This window comes from Polaromonas sp. YR568 (assembly GCF_943369415.1).
Taxonomy (GTDB): Bacteria; Pseudomonadota; Gammaproteobacteria; order Burkholderiales; family Burkholderiaceae_C; genus Polaromonas.
This window is the reverse complement of the sequence record NZ_CALRNF020000003.1, coordinates 168025-186399: the sequence shown is the minus strand read 5'-3', so window position 1 is coordinate 186399 and position 18375 is coordinate 168025. Positions and strand designations below refer to the sequence as shown.

Annotated in this window: 16 protein-coding genes; 6 read left to right on the top strand and 10 right to left on the bottom strand. The window is 65.5% G+C overall.

Features of this window, described 5'->3' with window-relative positions:
* Nucleotides 1-96: 96 nt before the first annotated feature.
* From rsmH to ACLV74_RS03355, 6 genes are all read right to left on the bottom strand, one after another.
* Nucleotides 97-1014, bottom strand: a complete 918-nt coding sequence (gene rsmH, locus ACLV74_RS03380) for a 16S rRNA (cytosine(1402)-N(4))-methyltransferase RsmH (protein WP_411877958.1) — start codon at nucleotides 1012-1014, stop codon at nucleotides 97-99.
* 9 nt (nucleotides 1015-1023) lie between these two features.
* Nucleotides 1024-1452 (bottom strand): division/cell wall cluster transcriptional repressor MraZ, encoded by a 429-nt coding sequence (mraZ, locus tag ACLV74_RS03375; protein WP_411877957.1) that lies wholly within the window; start codon nucleotides 1450-1452, stop codon nucleotides 1024-1026.
* A gap of 454 nt (nucleotides 1453-1906) precedes the next feature.
* Nucleotides 1907-3736: an STAS domain-containing protein gene (locus ACLV74_RS03370; RefSeq protein WP_411877956.1), complete on the bottom strand. Its 1830-nt coding sequence runs from the start codon at nucleotides 3734-3736 to the stop codon at nucleotides 1907-1909.
* A gap of 38 nt (nucleotides 3737-3774) precedes the next feature.
* Nucleotides 3775-4815 carry an RNA polymerase-binding protein DksA gene (gene dksA / locus ACLV74_RS03365; RefSeq protein WP_411877955.1) on the bottom strand — a complete coding sequence of 347 codons (1041 nt, stop codon included), beginning with the start codon at nucleotides 4813-4815 and terminating at the stop codon, nucleotides 3775-3777.
* 350 nt (nucleotides 4816-5165) lie between these two features.
* Nucleotides 5166-6227, bottom strand: coding sequence for a CobW family GTP-binding protein (locus ACLV74_RS03360; protein ID WP_411877954.1), 1062 nt, complete (start codon nucleotides 6225-6227; stop codon nucleotides 5166-5168).
* A 172-nt stretch (nucleotides 6228-6399) separates the two neighbouring features.
* A complete protein-coding gene (locus tag ACLV74_RS03355; RefSeq protein ID WP_411877953.1) occupies nucleotides 6400-7590 on the bottom strand; it encodes a class I SAM-dependent rRNA methyltransferase in 1191 nt (396 codons plus the stop codon).
* A 233-nt stretch (nucleotides 7591-7823) separates the two neighbouring features.
* Here ACLV74_RS03355 and ACLV74_RS03350 point away from each other — a divergent pair, with 233 nt between their 5' ends.
* Nucleotides 7824-9554, top strand: a complete 1731-nt coding sequence (locus ACLV74_RS03350) for a 7TM diverse intracellular signaling domain-containing protein (protein ID WP_411877952.1) — start codon at nucleotides 7824-7826, stop codon at nucleotides 9552-9554.
* A gap of 13 nt (nucleotides 9555-9567) precedes the next feature.
* Here the strand turns inward: ACLV74_RS03350 and ACLV74_RS03345 are convergent, their stop codons facing one another.
* From ACLV74_RS03345 to dapF, 3 genes are all read right to left on the bottom strand, one after another.
* On the bottom strand, nucleotides 9568-10635 hold the full coding sequence (locus ACLV74_RS03345) for a tyrosine recombinase XerC (protein WP_411877951.1): 1068 nt from the start codon (nucleotides 10633-10635) through the stop codon (nucleotides 9568-9570).
* An 11-nt stretch (nucleotides 10636-10646) separates the two neighbouring features.
* Entirely contained in the window at nucleotides 10647-11342 is a 696-nt protein-coding gene (locus tag ACLV74_RS03340; RefSeq protein ID WP_411877950.1) for a DUF484 family protein, read from the bottom strand.
* A 227-nt stretch (nucleotides 11343-11569) separates the two neighbouring features.
* Nucleotides 11570-12448, bottom strand: a complete 879-nt coding sequence (dapF, locus tag ACLV74_RS03335; protein ID WP_411877949.1) for a diaminopimelate epimerase — start codon at nucleotides 12446-12448, stop codon at nucleotides 11570-11572.
* A gap of 393 nt (nucleotides 12449-12841) precedes the next feature.
* On the opposite strand from dapF, the gene ACLV74_RS03330 reads away from it, so the two are divergent.
* On the top strand, nucleotides 12842-14488 hold the full coding sequence (locus ACLV74_RS03330; protein ID WP_411877948.1) for an MBL fold metallo-hydrolase: 1647 nt from the start codon (nucleotides 12842-12844) through the stop codon (nucleotides 14486-14488).
* Here the strand turns inward: ACLV74_RS03330 and ACLV74_RS03325 are convergent.
* Entirely contained in the window at nucleotides 14485-14817 is a 333-nt protein-coding gene (locus ACLV74_RS03325; protein ID WP_411877947.1) for a hypothetical protein, read from the bottom strand. The genes ACLV74_RS03330 and ACLV74_RS03325 overlap by 4 nt on opposite strands.
* A gap of 172 nt (nucleotides 14818-14989) precedes the next feature.
* On the opposite strand from ACLV74_RS03325, the gene ACLV74_RS03320 reads away from it, so the two are divergent.
* The 4 genes from ACLV74_RS03320 to ACLV74_RS03305 all read left to right on the top strand — a co-directional run bounded on the left by ACLV74_RS03320 (nucleotide 14990) and on the right by ACLV74_RS03305 (nucleotide 18369).
* The gene (locus ACLV74_RS03320) at nucleotides 14990-15916 is read left to right on the top strand and encodes a polysaccharide deacetylase family protein (RefSeq protein WP_411877946.1); all 927 of its coding nucleotides are present in this window, start codon (nucleotides 14990-14992) and stop codon (nucleotides 15914-15916) included.
* Nucleotides 15913-16653: a GntR family transcriptional regulator gene (locus tag ACLV74_RS03315; protein ID WP_411877945.1), complete on the top strand. Its 741-nt coding sequence runs from the start codon at nucleotides 15913-15915 to the stop codon at nucleotides 16651-16653. The genes ACLV74_RS03320 and ACLV74_RS03315 overlap by 4 nt, the downstream gene beginning before the upstream one ends.
* A gap of 39 nt (nucleotides 16654-16692) precedes the next feature.
* Nucleotides 16693-17331 carry a flavin reductase family protein gene (locus tag ACLV74_RS03310; RefSeq protein WP_411877944.1) on the top strand — a complete coding sequence of 213 codons (639 nt, stop codon included), beginning with the start codon at nucleotides 16693-16695 and terminating at the stop codon, nucleotides 17329-17331.
* 180 nt (nucleotides 17332-17511) lie between these two features.
* On the top strand, nucleotides 17512-18369 hold the full coding sequence (locus ACLV74_RS03305) for a basic amino acid ABC transporter substrate-binding protein (RefSeq protein WP_411877943.1): 858 nt from the start codon (nucleotides 17512-17514) through the stop codon (nucleotides 18367-18369).
* Nucleotides 18370-18375: the final 6 nt, after the last annotated feature.

The window sequence follows — 18375 nt, the reverse complement described above, 5'->3', positions numbered from 1 at the left end:
CCAGCCCCTCAGGGGCCGCTGCGCCTGCGGCCCGGCAAAGCCGGTTCCGCGGCCCCTGCTCGCAGGGAATCTTCACCCTCCCACGTGCGGCGGTGCTCATGCGGCCACCTCTGTGCGTTCGGCGACGCGCATCACGGCACTGCGCGAGCGCGGATTGCCGGCCACTTCTTCGTCGCTGGGCATGGTGCGGCCCAGGGCCTTGAGGTGCATGGCCTTGGGTTCGGCGAAAGGCGCGCGGCGGTCGAACACCTCGCGCGAATGCGCGGCGATGAACTGCTTGACGATGCGGTCTTCGAGCGAATGAAAACTGATCACCACCAGACGGCCTCCCGGTTGGAGAACTTTCAGCGACGCGGCTAACGCCTGTTGCAGCTCTTCAAGCTCGGCGTTGATGAAAATCCGAAGAGCCTGAAATGTGCGCGTTGCAGGGTCCTTGCCCGGCTCGCGGGTTTTGACCGCGCCAGCCACGACTTCGGCCAGCTCAGCGGTGGTTCGAAGAGGGCCCCGTTCCTGTCGGCGACGATCAATCGCCTTTGCAATCTGTTGAGCAAACCGTTCTTCGCCATATTCACGAATCACCTCCGCCATGGTTTCTATGGATGCATCCGCCAGCCACTCGGCCACGCTCTGGCCACGCGTGGTGTCCATTCGCATGTCGAGCGGCCCCTCTTGCCGAAACGAAAAACCGCGCACCGGGTTGTCGATCTGCGGTGAACTCACGCCCAGGTCCATCAGCACGCCGGCCGCGCTGGCCGCGGGCAGCTGCCCGAGGTGCATAAAGCCCTCGTGGCGGATGGAAAAGCGCGGGTCGTTGATGGTCTGCGCCTCGGCGATGGCGTCGAGGTCCTTGTCGAAGGCGGTAAGCCGCCCCTGCGGCGAGAGTTGGGACAGCAGCAGGCGCGAATGCCCGCCGCGCCCGAAGGTCGCGTCGACGTAGTGGCCGTCCGGGTTGACAAGAAGCGCCGCGATGGCTTCGTTCAACAGGACGGTGCGGTGTATCCATGTGCCGTTCACCGTCTTCTTTCAGAACGAAAAGTCTCTGAAGACATCGGGCATCTCGCCCTTCATCTGCTCGGCCTCCTGGGCCGCGTAGGTGGCGGCATCCCAGAGCTCGAAGTAGCTGCCCATGCCCAGCAGCACCGTGTCTTTGCTGATGCCCGCCGCCGCGCGCAGCTCGGGCGAGACCAGCACACGGCCGGTGGCGTCCATGTCGACGTCCATCGCGTTGCCGAGGAAGATGCGTTTCCACCACTGTGCCTGCATCGGCAGCGAGGCGATGCGGTCACGGAATTTTTCCCACTCGTTGCGGGGGAAAATCATGAGGCAGCCGTGCGGGTGCTTGGTGATGGTGAGCTGGCCGGAAGCGGTGGCGCTCAGCACGTCACGATGCCGGGTCGGCACGGAGAGCCGACCTTTCGTATCGAGAGCTAATGATGAGGCGCCTTGAAACACTGCTACAAACCTTTGGAAAACACTTTTCACCACTAAATTGCACTTCCTCCCACTTTAGCAGGAAACCATTTGCAAGCAAGGGATTTGAAACAAATTTTTTCAATGAAATCAAGGACTTAGCTGCGTCTCTGGATGCAAGGAGAAAATCAAAAAGCGTTCTAAATTAAGCACTTAGAACATGCAATGAAAGTATTGCTTTAAGCCAACCGGCGGCGACGCGCAGAAGGTGGTGAGTATTTCCATCGCTTTTTGCCCGCGCCCGCTGCGTCGTTCACGCACGGGCTATGAAAAATATAGCAAGCAACTTAGCTCACATGCAGGGCAAGGGCGTGTGCGCGACATGAGGCCGCACGCATCCCGCGCTGCGAGGAGCAGCAGGGAGTTTCGGGGGAGCGCGGGTTGTCAAAACCCGTTGAGACCAGCCCCGTTGCGGGGCTGGGGAGGCTCAGAGGCCTCAGTCGACGCGAACCATCACCCTGGCGTGCTCGGTGATGCCGATCACGTTGAAGAAAGCGGCCACCAGGCGATTGACGTCGGAAAACTGCACCGCGCGGCTCTCGGCTTCACGGGCCGAAACCCAGTTGAGCAGTGTTCCCGCCGCGGAAAAATCCACGCGAATCAGCTTGGAACACGAAATCAGCATCATGTCCGCGCCCATCAGCTTCGCCTCGAGCTTGTCGAGCACCGCGATCGCATCGCCCTGAACCTGGCCGGACAGTTCCACCGACAACAGGTTGCTCATCTGCGAACTCGGCGCGTCCATCTGGGTGTCTCCTTCAATGGCGCTGAGGCTGGATGACATGGAGTCGCGGTAGACGTCGCCGATGATGGCCTCGCCGCTCAGGACGCCGCCCTGCGCGTCGATGGGCTTGTATTCGCAACGCGCGCTGTCCCAGGCCGGCGGAGACACTTCATAGGTGACGCAGAAGTCGAGCGCCGCCAGCTCAAAGTCGTCGGGGCGGTTCGTGACGCGCAGCGCCTCCATGCGAAGCAGCCACCAGTTCTGGGCCGTATCGCGGCTGCCTGAAGGCGTGGCGTTCTGCAGCACCTTCTGCAATTGCGCGTCGCCCATGAAGCGCAACTGGACGGGCTGCGCCGCCCAGCCGCTGAAGACTTTGTACAGCGGCTCCACCGCGGCGACTTCGATAGTTTTGAGGTTGTTCCAGTCCAGCCGCCAGGGCATGGGGGACTTGGCCATGGCCGCCTTGAGCGCGGCCACCGTCTGTATGCCCAGCGAGGAGGGGCATACCCAGTCGGCGGCAGGCCCGTTGCCGGTCTTGCTCAATGGCTCGGCGAGCATTTTCACCATGTCGGGCATGGAAAACCATTGCGGCGCGGAGCGGTCGAAGCGCTCGACGAACTGGATCGCCGCCGTTTCGAACTTGTCCTGCTGCGCCGTGGCACGGTACAGGTCGAACAGCGTCAACCAGGTATCCGCATGGCCGGCGCGCGCGCCGTTGGGAGCAAGGATTTCCAGCAGGCCGGCTTCCGCGCCGGCGTCGTCGCCATTGGCAAAGCGGATGGCGGCCTCTTCGAGCTCGGCGTCATGCTCAACACCTTCGGCCACGTCGACAGCGCTGAATTTGGAGTGTGAAAAACCGGAGCTGCCGCCCTCGTCGCGGCCTATGCCGGCCAGGCCGCCGGGCAGCCCCACCGGTGCAGGGGGCGGCGGTTTGGCGCCAAGGCCGCCGCCACGGGCTTCCGCGAGTGCGATGGACAGCGAGTCGGGTTCCGTGCTCGGCGCATCCCGGGGGGGCACCGCATCGGCTTGCTTGAGGCCCGCCGGCTGCAGGCCCGCCGGGGCCGTGGCCCTGTAGGCGGTGGGCAGCGCGTTGTCCAGCAGAGGGGCGTGGACAGAAGGGTTCCTGACGCCCGAGTTGGGCGATGCATGCGGGGGCGTGCTGTCGGGGATGCCGCCGTTCTTGGTTTTCCACCACTGCATGGACATCTGCGCTTCGATCTCGTCGATCTTCTTGAGCGTGGTGGCCCTGTCGTCGGGTTTGGACGGCATGCTGCTCTGGAAGAACGAGGGCCTGCCGCCCGGGTCCTGGCCCACGCCCACCATGGCTTCACGCTTGCGCATCTTTCGCAGCATGTCGAATTCGCGCTTGCGCACGAAGTCGTTTTGCCGCTTGCGCTCTATCATTTCCTTGAGCAACTGCTTGCTCATGGCCTCGTCCCGGTCGGTGGGTGCGGCGTCCAGGTCGGCCCAGTTCGTGGCCGGATTCCGGACGAACTTCACCATCTTGGACAGCAGGCCTGAAGCGGTATCTTCTTTGGACATGGCGTGACGACTAAAAAACCTTCAACCGGGACCTGGCGTTAATCGCCAAACATTTTTTGCTTGAGTTCCCTGCGTTGCTGGGCTTCCAGGGACAGGTTGGCCGTGGGGCGGGCAATCAAGCGGCCCACGCCGATGGGTTCGCCGGTCTCGTCGCAATAGCCGTAGTCGCCGGAGTCGATACGGGCGATGGATTGCTCGATTTTCTTGAGCAGCTTGCGCTCGCGGTCGCGGGTGCGCAATTCAAGGGCGTGTTCTTCCTCGATGGTGGCGCGGTCCGCGGGATCGGGCACCACGACGGTGTCTTCACGCAGGTGCTCGGTGGTTTCACCGGCGCTGTTGTGGATGTCCTGCTTGAGCACCGACAGCTTGTGGCGAAAGAACGCCAGCTGCTTTTCGTTCATGTACTCGGAGTCGGGCATGGCCTTGACTTCGTCGTCCGTCAGCTGCTCGGCGGATTTGGTCTTCCAGTTGTTGGCAAGCTTCGGGTCTTTTTTGGCCGCCGCCTGGGGTGGCGGCGCGATCACGCGTTCGGTCATTGTTGAGTAGCTGGCTTTGGCTGCGTCAGGCGCATGGGTTGGCACCATAGGTGCGGGAGGGGGTGATTGGGTCGCGACCCGGGCCGAACTGCGCCGCCCGGGTTTCAGCGGAGGCGGGGCGACGAGCCCGGCCCTCACCACGGGAGCCGGCGCCGGCGCGGCGGCGGCCACGGTCGGCACGGGCTTGGCGGCGGGTTTAGGGGCGGCTTTGACAGCGGGTGTGGCGGCGGGTTTTGGCGATGTTTTGAGCACTGGCTTGACGGGTTTGGCGACGGCCTTGGCCTTGGAAGGCACAGGCTTGGCAGCGGTTTTCTTGACGGCTGCGGCAGGTTTTTTCTGGGGTGCAGCCTTGGACGCTGGCTTTACAGCCTTTTTCGCGGCGGGTTTGGACGCCGGTTTGGCTTTCACGGCAGGTTTGGCAGCCTTTTTCACAACGGCTTTGGCAGCTGCTTTGGGCGCCGGCTTGGCTTTCACGGCTGTCTTGGCGGCCGGTTTGGCTGCAGCCTTGGCGGGCGTCTTGGTCTTCTTCGCTGGGGCTTTCACAATGTGTCTCCTCTAGAAAGCAGCCTTGGGACGGCCTTGAGGCCTGTGCGGCGGCTTCCTGGCCGGACTGCTGCTACACAGTCCAACCCTAGCTGTTGCCAGATTTCCTGGTTTGTCTGCCTTGCTTGTCGGCTGCCAGTCCTGAACACCGCTAGGAAACGGTCCTCAACCTGCTTTTTAGCCGGTTTTGAGCCTGGCAACCCTCCCGATTCGGTTTTCCGGGTATTTTGGTCGGCGCGCGATTGTAGCGGCTCGCCAGCACGCTGTGACACCCAAAAAATAAACCGTTGGAGAATCGAGACAAACATGAAGCCCTCCGCCTTTTATCGGCTACAGGCGGACAGCCTACCTCAAACCAGGCACTGCTCCAGGCCCTGCATAAAAATATCTTTGGGCAGGTCGATGCCGATGAAGACCATCTTGCTGTTTTTGGTCTCGCCCTCGGCCCAGGCGGGCCCGAGGTCGCTGCCCATGAGCTGGTGCACGCCCTGGAAAATCACCTTGCGGTCGGTGCCGTCCATGTTCAGCACGCCCTTGTAGCGCAGCATGCGCGGGCCGTAGATATTGACCACCGCGCCCAGGAAGTCCTCAAGCTTGGCCGGGCTGAAGGCCTTGTCGGAGCGGAAGACGAAACTCTTGACGTCGTCGTCATGGTGGTGATGGTGGCCATGGCCCTCATGCCCGCCCTTGGCGTGGGACGGGTGGTCGCAATGCTCGCCGTGTTCATGGTCATGGTCATGACCGGCGTGATCGTCCTCCTTGAGGAAGTCCGGGTCGATGTCCAGTTTGGCGTTGAGGTTGAAGCCGCGCAGGTCGAACACGTCCTTGATCGCCACTTCACCGAAATGCACGGCTGTCTGCGGGGCGCGCGGGTTCATGTGCTTCAGGCGGTGCATCAGCGCGTCGACCTCGTCCTTGGCGACCAGGTCCGATTTGCTGATGAATATCTGGTCGGCGAAACCGACCTGGCGGCGCGCCTCCTGGCGGTCGTTGAGCTGGGTGGCCGCGTGTTTGGCGTCGACCAGGGTCAGGATGGAATCCAGCAGGTACTGCTCGGCGATTTCCTCGTCCATGAAAAAGGTCTGCGCCACCGGGCCGGGGTCGGCCAGGCCCGTGGTTTCGATCACCACGCGGTCGAAATCAAGCAGGCCCTTGCGCTTCTTGGCGGCCAGCAGTTGCAGCGTTTCGCGCAAATCCTCGCGGATTGAGCAGCAGATGCAGCCGTTGTTCATCTGGATGATGTTTTCCTGGGTGTCGTTGACCAGGATCTCGTTGTCGATATTTTCCTCGCCGAATTCATTCTCGATGACGGCGATCTTCTGGCCGTGCGCTTCGGTCAGCACGCGTTTGAGCAGCGTGGTCTTGCCGGAGCCCAGAAAGCCGGTGAGGATGGTGACGGGGATCAAGCTCATGGTGTCTACCTAAAAACGGGGAAATTGCGGGAATGGCAGGAAGGCGGCGGGCCGCGAGAACCCAAGCTGGGGAGTTTAGCGGCGGGTTCAAGCCCTTCGAGGGCGCCCGGTGAATACCACCTCGGCCAACAGTCACTTTACAGAACGTGTCAAGCCCTTGGGGCTTGCCGGCTCAGCCGCCGACCCGCTTTACCAGCACCAGCCCCTTGAGGTATTCGCCTTCCGGGAAGGCCACCGTCATCGGGTGGTCGGGCGCGCCGCCCATGCGCTCGGAGATAAAGGCGTCCACGCCGGCATCTATGCCGGCCGAAGCCACGATCTTGTGGAACAGGTCGGCGCTGATGCCGCCCGAGCACGAGTAGGTGAACAGCACGCCGCCGGGGGACAGGATGGACAGCGCCAGGCGGTTGATGTCCTTGTAGGCGCGGGCGGCGCGCTCGGCATGCGTCACCGTGGGTGCGAACTTGGGCGGGTCCAGCACGATGGCGTCGAAGGTCCGGCCCTCTTTCTGGTACTGGCGCAATGAAGCGTTGACGTCGGCATCGAGCAAGGTGGTGCGGCTGGCGTCGAAACCGTTCAGCGCCACATTGGCGCGGGCCCGTTCAATCGCCGGGGCCGACGAGTCGATGGACGTGACGTGCCCGGCGCCGCCGGCCAGCGCGGCCACGGTGAAACCGCCGGTATAGCAATAGCAATTGAGCACGCTCTCGAAACCCAGGCGGCGCGCGTAGGCGGCGAACTTCTGCCGGCTGTCGCGCTGGTCCAGGTAAAAGCCGGTCTTGTGGCCTTCGGCAATGTCCAGGCTCAGCTTCCACTCGTGCTCGGTGATGGTGATGCCGGTTTCGCCTGAGCCTTTAAGCCATCCAGTCACCTCGGGCATGCCTTCGAGCGCGCGCGAGCTCGCGTCGGAACGTTCATACAGGCGCGCCAGGCCGGTTTGCGCCAGCAAGGCATCGACGATCACGCTTTTCCACTTTTCCGCCCCGCAGCTGGAAAACTGCGCGACCAGGGTGTCGCCATAACGGTCCACGACCAGGCCCGGCAGGCCGTCGGATTCGCCGTGGACCAGGCGCCGCCCGTCGCTCTGGATGTCGAAACGCTCCCGGGCCTTCAAGGCCTGGGCGATGCGCGCCTCAAAAAAAGCCGCGTCGATGCGCTGGGTTTCGTCAAAACTCCAGACTCGCGCCCGGATTTTGGAAGCCGGGCTGAAGGCCGCCCAGCCCAGGAACTGGCCGGCGTGGCTTTCCACCCGCACCGTTTCGCCGGCATCGCCCCCGCCCTTGGCGATGGCCCCGTCAAAAATCCAGGGGTGGCGCCGCAGCAAGGAGCGTTCCTTGCCATCCCGCAATCGAATTATTTTCATGGCGCTATTGTCGCGGCAGGGCGTGCGGGCCTTGCCTGCTCCCGCTCATCACCCCAAAACAGCCGCCCGCCATGTCCCCAGAAGTCGCGACTGTAATTTTCGCGAAAGTTTGCGACAATCGCGGGTTAATGATTTTTAAGTACATTTCGGGGCAGTTAAAGAAACGCAGGCCGTTTACAGGCAATGTGCCCCGTACTCCCACGGCTGTTCGGACCCTGCTCCTTGGCTTGGTCATGAGCTTGCTGATGGGCTCGCTGCTGGCACTGACAAGCCTGGACGCCCGCTCGCGCACGGTGCTGGACCTGGACTCCCAGACGCAGCCCGTCGCGCTGAAGGACTGGGGGGACTACTGGATAGACACCACCGGCAAGTTCACGCCCGAACAGGTCATGGCAACGCCAGATATCCCCTGGAAACCGACGCATACCGACGCCATCTACCCGGTTACCAGTGGTTATTCCATGTGGGTGCGCATCAATGTGCCGCCCGCGCCCGACACCGAACGCTGGTACCTCGAGGTGCCCTACCCGTCCATAGACCGGGCGTCGCTCTACACGCGGGACAGCGCCGGCCAGTGGAATGAGCAACTGGCCGGCGACCTGGTGGCGGTCGACAAATGGCCGGTGCCGCACCGCCACCCGCTGCTGCCTATCGCGCTGTCGGCCGAGGTCCCCACCAGCTACCTGCTGCGCCTGGAAAACGGCCATGCCTTCAGTGCGCCGCTGCAGTTCATCAGCGAAGGGCGGCTGAGCTATTCCGAGCAGCGCGTCTCGTTGATCCTGGGCATTTTCTTCGGCCTGACCGGCCTGGCTGCGCTGATCTCCGTGCTGGGCGCCGTGTCGCTGCGCGACTCCGCCTACGGCTGGTATGCCGTGTGCGTCACCCTGCTGGGCCTGACGCAGGCCACCGTCACCGGCATCGCGGGCCTGCACCTATGGCCCGCCTGGCCGGGTTGGAGCGACGTCGCCACTTCGGTGCTGCCCATGCTGACGGTCTCGGCCACGCTGCTGTTCATCTCGGCGGCCGTGGCCCTTCCCGAGCGTTCGCTGCGCCTGCACCGGCTGATGGCCGGCGAGGCCGTGCTGGGCGCGCTGGTGGCGGTGCTGCTTGCGCTGCTGCCGGCCGCCACGCGCATGGACGTGTTCATCCCCATCACGCTGCTGCTGGAATTCAGCGGCATGCTGGTTCTGGGCTGGGCCTGGCGGCGCGGCGACCGCTTCGCGCCCTGGCTGATGCTGGCGTATGTGCCCGTGCTGGTTGCCGCCGGCTGGACCCTGGCGCGCAATGCCGAACTCGTGCCCATCGGCTTCCTGACACAGCACGGCATGCAGCTGGGCGTGGCGCTGCACCTGCCCATCGTCATGCTGGTGCTGATGCTGCGCAGCCAGCAGCGCCGCGAAAACATACGCCGCATCCAGGGCCTGGACCGGGTGGACCCGGCCACCGGCCTGATCAACGGCCATGTGTTCGCCGAGCGCCTGATCCGCATGATCGCGCGCTCCGAACGGCTGCGCCACCAGAGCGCGGTGATGATCATCGACCTGGTCAACACCGAGCAGATCCAGCGCGACTTCGGGCGCAAGGCGGCCGACGAGTTGCCGCTGCGCGTGGCCGAGCGCCTGTTGTCCACCGCGCGCGAAATCGACAGCGCCGCGCGCATGTCCGAGCGGCGCTTCGGCATGCTGGTCGAAGGCCCCTTCAACGCCGAAGACGCCGGCACGCTGGGGCCGCGCATCGTGGCGCGCTGCCTCATGCCCTACAAGGGACTGCATGTGGATTGCGTGGCGCAGGTGCACGTGGCCTATGCGCTGGTGCCCCACCAGGGCTCCAACGCGCAGGGCCTGCTGACGCAACTCGAAGAGCGCCTGGCCGCCGCGCCCGCCGACAGCAAGCGCGCGGTGTTCATGCTCAGCGAGGCGCAGCCCCTGCGGCCGACCCGGCGCGACCGGCCCAAAGCCGCCTGACCGCCTCCGCCGTTCAGGCCTTCCCGGGTTTGACCGCTTTCGGAACGGCGGCGGCCTGTTCCGCCGCAAGCGGCGCCGCCACACCCATGCCGGCTTTGGACACCGCCCGCGGATGCGCCGCGTCATACACCTTGGCCAGGTGCTGGAAGTCCAGCCGCGTGTAGACCTGCGTGGTCGTGATGTTGGCGTGGCCCAGCAACTCCTGCACCGCGCGCAGGTCGCCGCTGGACTGCAGCACGTGGCTGGCAAAGGAATGGCGCAGCATGTGCGGATGCACCGGCGTGGCCAGCCCGGCCTTCAATGATCGCTGCTTCAGGCGCACCCGGATGTGCTGCGGCGTCAGGCGCGTGCCGCGTTCGCTGATGAAGAGGGCCTGGTCCTCGCGCGCCCAGGCGCCGCGCGCCGCCAGCCATTGCCGCAGCGACTGCAGCGCCGCCGCGCCCACCGGCACGCTGCGCCGTTTCGAGCCCTTGCCGAGCACGTGGGCCTCGGCCGCGTCAAGGTCTATCCAGCCGCGTGCCTGCGCGCTGGCCTGCACGTCCAGCCCCACCAGTTCGGCGATGCGCAAGCCGCAGCCGTAGAGCAGTTCGGTGATGCACTGGTCGCGCAGCGCCAGCAGGGGGTCGCCATCGGTGACGTCGGCCTGGTAGGCGGCCAGCTGCACGGCCTCGTCCACGCTCAGCGCCTTGGGCAGGGGCTTGGCGGCCTTGGGGGCGCGCACGTCCTGCACCGGGTTGCCCTTGACCAGGCCTTCGCGGCCCAGCCAGGTGTAAAAGCCGCGCCAGCCCGAGAGGATGAGCGCGATGCCGCGGCCGCTGCGGCCCGCGCCGTGCATCTGCGCGACCCAGCGCCGCATGTGGATGTTTTGCACCTCGGTCAGCTGCACGCCGGCCTGCAGGGCGTTGGCCTCGAGTTTTTGCAGGTCCAGGGCGTAGAGCTCCACGGTGCGCGAGGCCAGGCGCTTTTCCACGCGCACGTGTTCGAGGTAGCGCTCAACCAGCGGATGCGAGGGCGGCACGACCGGCACAGACACGGGCCCGGCGCCGCCGGGTTCAGGCGCCAGAGAGGATACCCGCGCCATGGCCCTGGGGTTTATTCGGCGGCCGCCGGCTGGGGCCGCAGGCGCGTCAGCGCGGCGCTGGCCAGTTCGCCCAGGCGCTCCAGGAAGTCGGTGCCCATGCCGCTGTGAAAGCGCTCGGGGTCGGGCGAAGCCAGCACCAGCAGGCCGGAGGCCTCGGCGCCGGGGGAAGTGCGCAAGGGGATCATCGCGATCGAGAGCGCCACGGCCGGTTCGGGCAGCCAGCCGGCGGCCTCAAAGGCCGAGTTGACCCCGCAATAAGGCGCGCCCAGCGAGGAGGCAAACGCCTTGGCGTCCTCGCTCACGCCGGTGGCGAAGCTTTCGTCCGAAAAAATGCCGTTCACGTCCCAGACCTTGATGGCCGCCTGGGGGATCAGGAATTCGGTGGTGATGCCCTCAACCACGGCGCCCGGCAGGTCGCGCGCCTGCGCGGCCTGCAGCAGCTTGCGCGTCCAGCGCTGCATCTTGTCGGCAATGCCCACGTTGTCCTGGCCGTGGCGGATCATCTCGACCATGCGCGTTTCCAGGCCCTTGATCTTTTCACGCAGCATGAGCGCCTGGCGCTCCTGCAGGCTGACCGCGCGGTTGCCGTGGCCGCTGGACAGCTGCACCGAAGCCAGCAACTCGGCGTGGCGCTCGAAGAAGTCGGGCGTGTTGGCCAGAAAGTTGGCGATGTCGTCTTCGGTGATGGGATGTTCGGTTGGGTTCATGCTGGCATTGTAGGGAAATAGGCCCCCACGGTCGTGCACTTTGTGTCACTCCCTGCCCCCCGAGGGGGCCGCCCGCCTGCGGCCCGGCAAAGCCGGTTCCGCGGCTCATGCTGGCTTGAAGAAAGGGGCAACCAGTGGGGGCCGCGGGACTGGCTTTGCCAGACCGCAGGCGCCGCCCCCTTAAGGGGGGAACAGGCTACACGCAGTGAGCCTGGACGGGGGTGGCCTCAAAGGCTGTCGGGAATTTCGATTTCAGACTCGAACACCGTGGTGGCGGGCCCGGTCATCATGACGGGCGCATCGAGCTGCCCCGTCCATTCGATCGTGAGCTGTCCGCCGCGTGTGATCACGTCCACCCGCGCATCGAGCAGGCCCCAGCGTATGCCCGCCACCACCGCCGCGCAAGCGCCCGTGCCGCAGGCCAGCGTCTCGCCCACGCCGCGTTCGTAGACGCGCAGGCGAATCTTCCCGCGCGAGACCACCTGCATGAAGCCGGCATTCACGCGGCGCGGAAAGCGCACATGGTTTTCGATCAGCGGGCCGGTTTCCAGCACCGGCGCGGTGTCCACGTCGGCCACCAGCTGCACCGCGTGCGGGTTGCCCATGGACAGCGCGCCGACAAAAATCGGCGCGGCCTGCGCCTGGCCCGGCAACACCAGCGGCCACTTCTCCCACGAACCCTCGGGCACGGGCACAAGGCCGGCCGCGTCAAACGGGACAAGCGCCTGCTCGAACACCGGCGCCCCCATGTCCACCGTGACGCGCCCGTCGGCCTGCATGCGCGGCTCGATGATGCCGCTCAGGGTCTTGACCCTCACGACGTCCTTGCTGGTCAGCCCCTGCTCGCGCACAAAACGCACAAAGCAGCGCGCGCCGTTGCCGCACTGCTCGACCTCGCCGCCGTCGGCGTTGTGGATCACGTATTCGAAATCGATGCCTTCTTCGGTCGGCGGGCGCACCGTGAGGATCTGGTCCGCGCCGACGCCGAAGTGGCGGTCGGCCAGGAAGCGGTATTGGGCGGTAGTGAGGCCCAGCGAGCCCCGTGTTTCGTCGAGCATGACGAAATCGTTGCCCGCGCCTTGCATTTTGGTGAATCGGATTCGCATGGAGTGATTATCTGTCGTTCTGTTTGGCGGGGTCTTGCGCCGGCAGGCGTGGCTTGTGGTTTTCAGTATTCAGGTTTTTGCTTTTGGCTGTTCGGTATTCCTGTCCCCACCCCTTGTGGATGCGCCGAGGAGCGCGGGGCCAGACGGATCAGGGCAAAAACTTGTTTGAGCCGCAGGCGAGTTGTTTTTGACCCCGGCTGGACCGAGCACCGCAGGCTGCCCGCAGCGAAGCGGAGGGACGCAGCAACCAGGGTCGCCTTTCTTTTGCTTACTTTTCTTTGGCGAAGCAAAGAAAAGTGAGTTGCCGCCGGGCAACCCCGGCCAGCAAGCCTATGCAAAGGGCGAGCACGCAGGCTGGAGCAAGACCCGGCCCCAAAAGCCATAATCCAAAACATGCCCCGCCCCTCACAACAACTCCACCCCCACCGCGACCCAGCCCCCTTGCGCCCCGCCGCCACAGTACTGCTGCTGCGCGACACCCCGCAAGGCATAGAAGTGCTGATGACCCGCCGCTCGATGGCGGCCAGCTTCGCACCGGGCGCGTACGTCTTCCCCGGCGGCGGCATCGACGCGGCGGATGCGCGGGCGCACGCCCAGTCCACGCGGCGGGCGACGCAAAGCGATCTGCACCTGACGCAGGCCATCGCGGCGATCCGTGAAAGTTTTGAGGAGCTGGGCGTGCTGCTGGCGCGCCATGCCGATGGCAGCCATGTGAACACGGCCGACATCGCCTCGCTGGACCGCAAAGCACCGTTCGCCGCGCAGTGCCGCGAACGCGGCCTCACGCTGGCGGGCGACGAGGTGTTTGTGCTGGCGCACTGGATCACCGACCGCGACCTGCCGCGGCGCTTCGACGTGCCCTTCCTGGTGGCGCGCATGCCCGAGGGCCAAAGCCCGGTGGCCGACGAGGCCGAGCAGTTCGAGCCGGTCTGGGTACGCCCGGCCGAGGCGCTGGCGCGGCACAAGGCGGGCGGCTTCTTCATCATCTTTCCGACCATACGCACGCTGGAGCGGCTGCAGCACCATGCCAGCGTCGACGCGGTGCTGGCGGCCTGCGCATCCGAAGTCCCGCTGTGGACCTCCTGCCCGCGCGCGGGGCTGCTGGCCGGCAAGGAGGCGCGTTACATGGAGCATGAAGCGCCTTACGGCGAGCTGGCCCTGATCTGCCCCGACGGGCAGATCGTGCACGCGCTGGACTGGCAGAACGCGCAGCCCGTGGCGCTGCTGCGCAACCTGATGCGCCTGACCGCGCCCAACCCCGGCGTGATGACCGGCCCGGGCACCAACAGCTACCTCGTCGGCGACCCGGACAGCGGCTACATCGCCATCGACCCGGGCCCGGACGACCACGAGCACCTGCAGCGCCTCTGGCATGCTGCGGGCGGCGACATCCGCATGATTGTGTGCACGCATTCGCACCCCGACCACTCTCCCGGGGCAAAGCCGCTGCAGGCGCTGTGCAGAGCGGCGCCGCCTATCCTGGGGCTGGCTTCCGCGCCCACGGCGCGTAGCGCCAGCGCCTTCACGCCGGACCGCGAACTCACGCACCATGAGTTGCTGACGCTCACAGGTAAAGGGCCTGACGGCGATGTCACCCATACCCTCAAGGTAATCCACACCCCGGGCCATGCCGCCAACCACCTCTGCCTGGTGATGCTGGAAGACGGCCTCCTCTTCAGCGGCGACCACATCCTCAACGGCAGCACCACCGTCATCGACCCACCGGACGGCGACATGAATGCCTACCTTGAATCGCTGGATGCGCTCAGCGCCGCCTGCGACGAGCACGGCATTGAATTCATCGCACCGGCGCACGGCTATGTGCTGGGCCAGGCCAAAGCCGCGATTGCCGGGCTCAAGGCGCATCGCCTCAAGCGCGAGGCCAAGATCATCGGCGTGATGCAGGCCCAGCCGGACGGCACCCTCGACGACTGGGTCGCGGCGGCCTACGACGACGTGGACGCGCGCATCTGGCCGGTGGCCAAGCGTTCGCTGCTGGCCCACATCGACCGCGTGCGCGGGCTGGGCCTGGCCCACTAAACCGGAACGGCCTCCGCGCCCAGATAGGCGCGCACCAGCGAACCGTCGGCCATCAGCGACTGCGCCGTGCCCTGGGCCGCCACGCGCCCGGACTCGAGCACGTAAGCATGGTCGGCCAGCGACAGGGCCAGCGCCGCCATCTGGTCGTCGTGCCCCACCGCCACCATGCCAGTGCCGCTGCCGCTGCCGGCAATCTCGCGCAGCAGCAAGCCAGGCTTCCGTTTGTCCTTGCTGGAGAGCCAGGCGGCCTGCTCATCGAGCAGCAGCGTCCATGCCATGCCGTCCATCGGGTGCACATAGCTTTCCAGGTATTGATCACAATCAAACATTTGTATTGTTGACAATCTGAATATCATTTTGGGCACCAAAATTGCTCTCAGGAAATCACTTCATGCATTCGTTCCCGCAATTCATGCACACGCACCCAAACCGGACAGGCAGGCACACAAACCGTGCGGCAACCCGCACCAGTCCGCGGCATGCGGGCCGGAGGCCTCTTCCATGAGCCGCACCCCCGACGGCGGCATGGCGGCGCGGCCCCTGCCGGGCCACGGCCTGTTCGACTACCAGGGCATCCTCGCCCGCCCCGGCTACAGCTGGCCGGGCGGGCGGCGCCTGGCGGTCTACCTGGGCTTCAACCTGGAACACTTCGCCTTCGGCGAGGGCCTGGGCGCGAACCTGGGCCCGGCCTCGGCGCAGCCCGACGTGCTCAATTACGCTTGGCGCGAATACGGCAACCGGGTGGGCGCGTGGCGCTGCCTGGAGCTGTTCGATGCGCTGGGCCTGCCCACGGGCACCCTGGTCAACACCGCGCTGTACGACCACTGCCCCGAACTGGTCGCGGCTTTCGCGGCGCGCGGCGACGAGCTGATAGGCCACGGCCACACCAATGCCGAGCGGCAGGGCGGGATGGCCGAGCCGCAGGAGCGCGAACTGCTGGCGCAGTGCCGCGCCCGCATCGCCGAGTGCAGCGGCACGGCGCCCACGGGCTGGCTGTCGCCGTGGATATCCGAGAGCCTGGCCACGCCGCACCTGCTGGCCGAGACCGGCTACCGATACACGCTCAACTGGTGCCACGACGACCAGCCGGTGCGCAAGCGCACGCGCGGCGGCCCGCTGTGGTCCATCCCCTACCCGCAGGAGCTCAACGACATTCCCATGATCATCACGCGGCAGATGGACGGCAAGGACTTCGCGCAGATGATCATCGACAACTTCGACGAAATGCTCGATCAGTCGGCCGGCCAGCCCCTGGTCATGGGCATTGCGCTGCACCCGTATATAGTGGGCCAGCCCTACCGCCTGCGCCATTTGCGTCGGGCCCTACAGCACATCGCCCGCGCGCGCGACGAAGGCCGCATCTGGTTCACCACGCCGGGCGCCATTTGCCGTCACATGGACGAGCTTTTCCCCCAGGCACACGCATGACCACTGCCCGCAAACGCCTCGCCACCCCTGCCGCGCAAGCCGGCGCCTCCGTGCCTTTGCTGGCCGGGCTGACGGACACCGAAAGCCGCATTTACCACTCGGTGTTCGACAGCGTGATGAACCAGCGCATCGCCCCGGGCACCAAGCTGCCCGAGCAGGCCCTGTGCGAGCTGTTTTCCGTGAACCGCGCCACCGTGCGCAAAGTCCTGCAGCGGCTGGCCCACGACCACATCGTGGACCTGCGGCCCAACCGCGGCGCCGTGGTGTCCGCGCCCACGCCGGAGGAAACCCGGCAGATTTTCGAAGCGCGCCGCCTGCTGGAGGCGGCCATCGTGCCGCTGGTGGCCCAGCGCATCACCAAGGCCGAGCTCGCGCTGCTGCGCAAGCAACTGCGCGAAGAGCACTCCGCCCTGCACCGCGCCGACCAGCCGGCCTGGGCGCGGCTGGCGAGCTCGTTTCACCTGCGGCTGGCCGAGCTTTCGGGCAGCGCCATCCTGCACCGCTACCTGCATGAGCTGATTTCGCGCTGCTCGCTGATCGTTGCCCTGTACGAGCCGCCCGGCAACGCGGCCTGCGAGCATGACGAACACGCGCGCATCGTGGACTACCTGGAAAACGGCGAGCCCGCCAAGGCGGTGCGCGTCATGAACGAGCACCTGCTCGACCTGGAACGCCGCATCTGCCTGGACAAACCCCAGGCCGAGAAAAGCCTGGCCCAGATGCTGGGCCTGGCCTGAGCCGCCCGCGCAAGCGATACGCCCCCCCCCAAAGCCCCCATGGACATCGATTTTTCCGCCATCACCGAATACCAGCGCTACAAGCTCATGGCCAGCCTGATCGTGCCCAGGCCGATTGCGCTGATCACCACGCTCAGCGAGGACGGCACCGTGAACGCCGCGCCTTTCAGCATGTTCAACATGCTGGGCGAGGAACCGCCCATCGTGATGGTCAGCATCAACCGCCTGCAGGACGGCGAACTCAAGCACACGGCGGCCAACATCGTGCGCACCGGCGAATTTGTGGTCCACCTGACGGACGAGGCCATGGCCGCGCAGATGCACCGCTGCGGCGAGCGCTTTGCGGCCGACGTCAGCGAACTGGCCGAGGTCGGGCTCACCACGGCGCCCTCCCGCCACGTGCGGCCGCCGCGCATCGCGGAGGCGCCCGCAGCCTTTGAATGCACGCTGTACGAGCTGCTTGAAACCCCCAGCCGCCAGATATTCATAGGCCGGGTGCACTGGCTGCACGCCCGGGACGGCCTGATCGACACCGAGCAGTGGCGGGTGCGGCTGCAGAATTACTTCCCCGTCGCGCGCTTCGGCGCCAGTTTTTACATCAACACCCGCGAGCGCTTTTCCCTGGAAACCGGCGCCCAGGCCCAGCCGGCCCTGTCCACCAGCATCGACGAAATCTGACGGCAGACGGCCGGTTCAGCGCCGTTTATCCTGAATCCAGTCTCCTCGGGCACACCAATTGCTATGCCTTTGGCGGCAACGGTTTATACTTTTTTTCTCATACCTGCCGGGAACCGGGCCACCAGCCCGCCTTCCCGCGGGGTCCCTGAACTCACCTATTCAACATTCAGCGAGGTTTTCATGTCTTCCATCACGACGCGACATTTCCTTCAAAGCGCCGGCATTTTGCTGGCCGGCCTGGTCCTGGCGGCCTGCGGCAAGCAGGAACCCCCGGCACCCGCCGCCAGCGCACCGGCGCCTGCGGCCTCCGCACCCGCGCCGGCCGCGAAGGTGTACCTGGTGGGCACGGACGCCGCCTATGCGCCGTTTGAATCGCAGAACGAAAAAGGCGAGATCGTCGGCTTCGACATCGAAGTCGTCCAGGCCGTAGCGCAAAAAGCCGGCATTGAAGTGAAATTCGTGAACACGCCATGGGAAGGCATTTTCAACACGCTCAACCAGGGCGACCGCGACCTGCTGGTGTCGGCCATCACCATCACGGCCGAGCGCAAGCAGACCATGGATTTTTCCACCCCTTACTTCGACGCGCAGCAACTGATCGCGGTGAAAAAGGATTCGAAAATCAGCAAGTTCAACGACCTGAAGAAACTCAAGGTCGGCGTACAGAACGGCACCACGGGCGACGAAGTGGTGGCCAAGCTGCAAGGCAAGGACAGCGCCAACATCAAGCGTTTTGAATCGACGCCGCTGGCGCTGAAGGAACTGGAAGCCGGCGGCGTGGACGCCGTGGTGGCCGACAACGGCGTGGTCGTGCATTACGTCAACAACAACAGCGGCGCGAACTTCAAGACCGTCAGCGATGCCAGCTTCGTGGCCGAGCAGTACGGCCTGGCCGTGAAGAAGGGCAACACCGAGTTGCAGGAAAAGCTCAACAAGGGCCTGGCCGACATCAAGACCGACGGCACCTACGACAAGATCTACACGAAGTACTTCGGCAGCCCGGCCGCTCCGGCACCCGCAGTCGCCGCTTCGAAATAAGGCTGT